This window comes from Halobacterium sp. KA-4, from assembly GCF_021028995.1.
Lineage (GTDB): Archaea > Halobacteriota > Halobacteria > Halobacteriales > Halobacteriaceae > Halobacterium.
Genome location: NZ_JAJJZG010000040.1, coordinates 1 through 4683 on the forward strand (window position 1 = coordinate 1; position 4683 = coordinate 4683).

Sequence of the window (4683 nt, forward strand, 5' to 3'; positions counted from 1 at the left end):
GTCCGTTCACGCTCCCAAGTTTCTTCTAAATCCGCCGCAAAGCACTCGCTGAGCAGGTCTGCGAGCATTATCCCAAACAAACTCAACGACCTGCTCACTTCTCAAACTGGCTTAACTAGACAGTGCCAGCAGAACCAACCTATCACTGCGGAGGGCGTTCTGACTGCGGTCTGGGAGCGCATCGATGACGAAACGTTCGAAGTTCAGATGCGGTTCAAGAGCAACGAACTCGAAGAACGGTATGGGATTCCGGTCCTCGTCTACGAACCGGACCGGTATCACGCAAAGGCGGTGTCTGAGGAGATTCGTGACGGTGAACAGAGACGGTTCCAGACGCGCACCACACAAGTTATCGGAACGGCTGCTGAACACGCAGCAGCAGAACGCAAGATCCTCCGAGAGGCTGATCCCGCATCACAGATCTCGGTTGCCTCGGCAGAGCAGCCTGACTGGGAAAACGACGTCCCGCTGTATCACTACAAGACGACAGAGAAAGCGGAGAATATGCAGTCTCGGAAGGCACCAATCAACGTCGTATTCGATTGGTGCAATTCGAATATCGTTCAGTCAGACATGAGGAGTGGAGAGTACGGAGGGAAATGGAAGCAACCAGCTCCCGTCGGCAAAAATGATCGGTATATTAATGTCGATGGTGACGTCCAGTCCAACGACGCTCACGTGATGAATTCGGTGGGAGCGTGCCCATGGACTCAATTCCACATGCGTCTTTACGACCTTTCACTAGAAAACGCACACGCTGTTGGACAAGCACACAAAGATCCCTGTACTCACAACATAGGGACCCCTATCGCTGAATGGAAATTCGCACTATCTCGTGGAAACGTCGTCGATTGGTGGTCTGATCCTGAAGCCCCAGTTAAGACTGAAGTCGTAGACGTTGGGAATAATGGTCCCAACTGGGATACCCACGACGGGAAAATCGGATACATCTACGCCGAGTCGTAGCCAGAGTAAACAGTGGTGTTGCCAATTATGACTCTGAACAGGCTACACATGATGAGAAAACTGACTGTACTTATGTCGGCTCGAGACCATTGATGTAAATATGGGAGCACGAACCGCACTGGTTGAGCCAACCGAAGCATGGGGGTATTCACTCTCCATTAGCGTCGTGGTCAGTCTCGGCTATACTGGGCTCGTACTCGGCTATGTGTATTTCCTGTCTTCTTCGGTCAGCATTCATGGCCCAGCATGGTGGGCAATACTTTGGTATTCAATTATGGGATTCGGAACTGTGGGCACCCCGATCTTGCTCTGGCTGCAATTCAACCTTAGAAGCCCTGCTGTGTTACTGGCGTGCATCCTCGTGTTCTGTCACACACTCCCGCTTTGGAACACTCAAGGTGATACATCGGGGTTTTTCCTCGTATTCTACTTGATGCCGTTCTACCTCGTCGCGTATGCTCTCCTCGCAGGTGGAGAGTACTGGATTTAAAACAAAATCCTACGTATCGATTCAGTCCTAGTCAGTTCCAGTAGCAATTCTGAATAAAAGAAAGAACACTATTGATCAGATGATCTCCCCTCTCAAACGCTGCAGATAAGCCACACCCCAAATCTATCCTCTGGGGCTGTGCCGTCTCTCCTAAAGTGCTGATTAGCTCGACATCGACGATAAGTGTTGTTAGGTTGGTGGTTTGTAGAAATCCAAACGCAGAATCTGTGGCGCGGACACATTCTTAGCGTGCTTATAAACCTACAAATGAAACTGGGAAATTCCCGTGCTGGTGACTCCAAATTCGGTGCGAAAACTGACTGATATCTGATTAATAACTAAAAATTAGTATTTCAGATGATGGGAAGTGCGAAAATCCGCAAAAACCGATAAAGCAGCCGCTATTGAGTTGATGAACTCTGAGTGGAAAAAGTGTTACCCGACTTCCCGTAGGAAGTCTCCCAATGCTCGAACAAACGTCTTCGCCGTGATCTCTGGTGGCGACCGGATCGGCTCGTCGAGCGCGACCTTGATCAGATAGTCTGTGAGCCGCCACAGATTGTAAATCAGCGTCGACAGCGCAAAGTTACACAACCGAAGTCGGTAGTCCGTCGACGAGGTCTTCGGCATGAAACTCTTGATCGACTTGTACTGGTTCTCGATATCCCAGCGCCGACTGTATCCGTTCACGATACTCCTAATCTCCGCTGGTTCAACGCGATCTTCATTCGTCACGAATACCGCGTACTTCCCGTCAGCATCGTCACTCGTGCTCGGCGCGTACAGGTACTCAGCCTCGTGGTGTAGCTCGCCGTCGATTCTAACCGGAACGTCGTGCTTGACAGCTGCGTCCGCAGTCGGATGCTCCTGTATATTCTGAATCGCCGCCAAGTCATCCTCGTACGTCGGCACTGGAGAGAGATACGTAAGCCCGCGCTCGTGAACATCTGCGTACACACGATTGACGTAGAATCCACGATCGAACATTACCGTGTCCAAATCGACGAACTGCTCTGCGCGGTCAAGTAACCGACTCACCAGGTCAGCCTTCGAATACGATGGAGAGTCGTCGGGCTCCCACGTAGAGTTCTCTTTGACCGGCTCGACACCGAGGACAATCGGTGCGTGATCCCCGACTAAGGTGATTGTCGCGTACTTGTAGCCGCGTTTGTACTCGCCGTCCTTCTTGTACCCGCTCACCATCTTCGGGTAGTCCGGCTTCGCGATACCCGCTTCTTTGTCCTCCCACGGCCAGACGTGGAACTGCTCGTGCGTGATGTCGATCGCCGCAACGGTCTCCCGAGAGTCAAACGGATCGTCTCCGCGAATCGAGTTGACGACGTTCTCTGTGGCAGCATTGAACGCCGTCATAACGGAATCTCGAATTCGATCGATTCCGGGCATCGAATCATCATCCGCAAAATCCTCGAACGTGAGCTGGTCGTCGGAGTCTTCGGGTGTCGCGATTTTCTTGATTGCCCGCAGGAACGTTGAGTCGTCGCAGGTGAGGTCGTCGTCAGTAAGCCAGCCGTACTCGGCTTCCGAATGAGCACTCCCGTTGTTCGCGCAGATACTCGCGAACATATCCAGGATTACCTCGTCGGAGTACGTCTTGTGGGCCGCTCGGTGGGTGTCAAACTCGGGGATAACGTGTTTGCGAGCGAGCGTCAGCGTCTTCTGGGCCTTCTCCTTTTTGTACTCGCTCGTACTCTGAGACTCCTCTTCCTCAGTTTCAGTTGGGACGGACGGCACGAGAGCTTCTGTGAGGACATCGTTATCGAGCGCGACTTGCCGGACGCCAGCAACCGTCCGATTGAGGACTTCTTGGGTATTCTCACTGAATTTCCCGTGCGTGTACGAGAGTTGTTGCTGGGTGGGCGTCTTCTTGAGGTCAGTAATATCGAAGTGGAAGCTCTTGACGAGGGTTGGCTTCCGACCGAGCTGTTGCGCTAATTCGTTCTGTGAGATGCCGCGAATGCCTTTGAATAGGAGCGTGCGAAACATTTCGTCGGTCTCGAAGTCGACGCGGTTCTGGTTGCGGGCGTCTTCGAGATTGTCAACTGGGATCGAGAGCTGGCGAATGACCTCCCAGAGGTGGTCTTCACGCTCACAGAGCGTCTCCGCGTGAACGACGATTGACTCAGCGACCGCCGCCGGATCACTCATCAGTATCCCGCCTCCAAGCCGCACTACTGCACTGGTAGCGTGATGCTAGCCAGATTATGGAGTGATTCAGCCGTAGTGTGGTTCCGCTGAACTGGCGAATATCGGTATAGAATAGAGCAGAATTAGGACCAGTCATTAGCGTCGGTTGTCTGTCTGGGGCTTGTCACTGCGGATGTATGAAGGGGTATGCGTGCTGTAGTTGCAGAACTGGTTGGGGCTAAAATACGGTGTAAACTAAATATTGGTATGAGTTATCTATTAGTTGGATTTATAGTGGCTGGTGGCGAATGCGTGGATACGATGGGATTAGACGACCTGGAGGGGTTTCTCCGGCAGAAGGGCGCACCGGAACTCGTCACGGAGATCGGGACAGGAACAGCGACATTTAACGCACTCGTCGACGCGGTTGCAGTGAGTTCTTCGACAGTATCCTCACGGTTATCCGAGGGTGTTGAGCGCGATATTTTTACTGTGAGTCACAGGCCGACTGAGCATGGAACCGAAAAGCGGTATGAGCTGACGCTGCTTGGACGGCGAATCTATGATTGGGCAGAAAAGACAGAGTTTGAGCGGCAGGTTCGAGAACTCCGACGGCTGCGTCACGAGCGTGATACGTCGTTCGAGCAGCTGATCGGGAAGCTCAACCGAGATATGGAGATCCGCAAGATGGTGTCCGATTCTGACCCCCTGGAGGGCGAGGATGTTGACCTGCCCGAGGGCGCATCATTCGTACCGAAAGCTCCGTCAGAGGAGGAACTTCGTGAAGCCAAATTCGAACGCATGGAAGAATCACTCGAGCCAATTGCGGACGACCAAGCCGAAGAGAGTAGTGAGTGAAGACGAACTCCTGAAGGCTAAGTACAGCCCGGGAGGTTAACCCCGAAGGGGTTCCTGACTTGGGGATCCGTACGACCTGAGTAAAGCCCAGGAGTGCGTCAACATCCGCCAATCATAGCTAACAGAGGAACCCGATTAAGCGTGCAACAGACACCGGTGAATTCCGAACAGACTGTAAATGGGTGTATTCTCCTCGACATGGGAAAATAATCAGTACCACTAGA

General features: G+C 52.6%; 4 protein-coding genes and 1 pseudogene. 3 read left to right on the forward strand and 2 right to left on the reverse strand.

Going from position 1 to position 4683, the window contains the following annotated elements; all coding sequences use genetic code 11:
• A pseudogene (locus LPA44_RS17800) lies at window positions 1–71 on the reverse strand (IS6 family transposase); the annotation flags it as partial.
• A 136-nt stretch (window positions 72–207) separates the two neighbouring features.
• On the opposite strand from LPA44_RS17800, the gene LPA44_RS17805 reads away from it, so the two are divergent.
• Window positions 208–966 (forward strand): hypothetical protein, encoded by a 759-nt coding sequence (locus LPA44_RS17805; protein ID WP_230890822.1) that lies wholly within the window; start codon window positions 208–210, stop codon window positions 964–966.
• Between the two features lie 100 nt (window positions 967–1066).
• Window positions 1067–1456, forward strand: a complete 390-nt coding sequence (locus LPA44_RS17810; protein WP_230890823.1) for a hypothetical protein — start codon at window positions 1067–1069, stop codon at window positions 1454–1456.
• 435 nt (window positions 1457–1891) lie between these two features.
• On the opposite strand, the gene LPA44_RS17815 is transcribed toward LPA44_RS17810, so the two are convergent.
• On the reverse strand, window positions 1892–3625 hold the full coding sequence (locus LPA44_RS17815) for a transposase (RefSeq protein WP_230890825.1): 1734 nt from the start codon (window positions 3623–3625) through the stop codon (window positions 1892–1894).
• Window positions 3626–3922: 297 nt separating this feature from the next.
• On the opposite strand from LPA44_RS17815, the gene LPA44_RS17820 reads away from it, so the two are divergent.
• Window positions 3923–4459: a hypothetical protein gene (locus LPA44_RS17820; RefSeq protein WP_230890824.1), complete on the forward strand. Its 537-nt coding sequence runs from the start codon at window positions 3923–3925 to the stop codon at window positions 4457–4459.
• The last annotated feature ends 224 nt before the right edge of the window (window positions 4460–4683 follow it).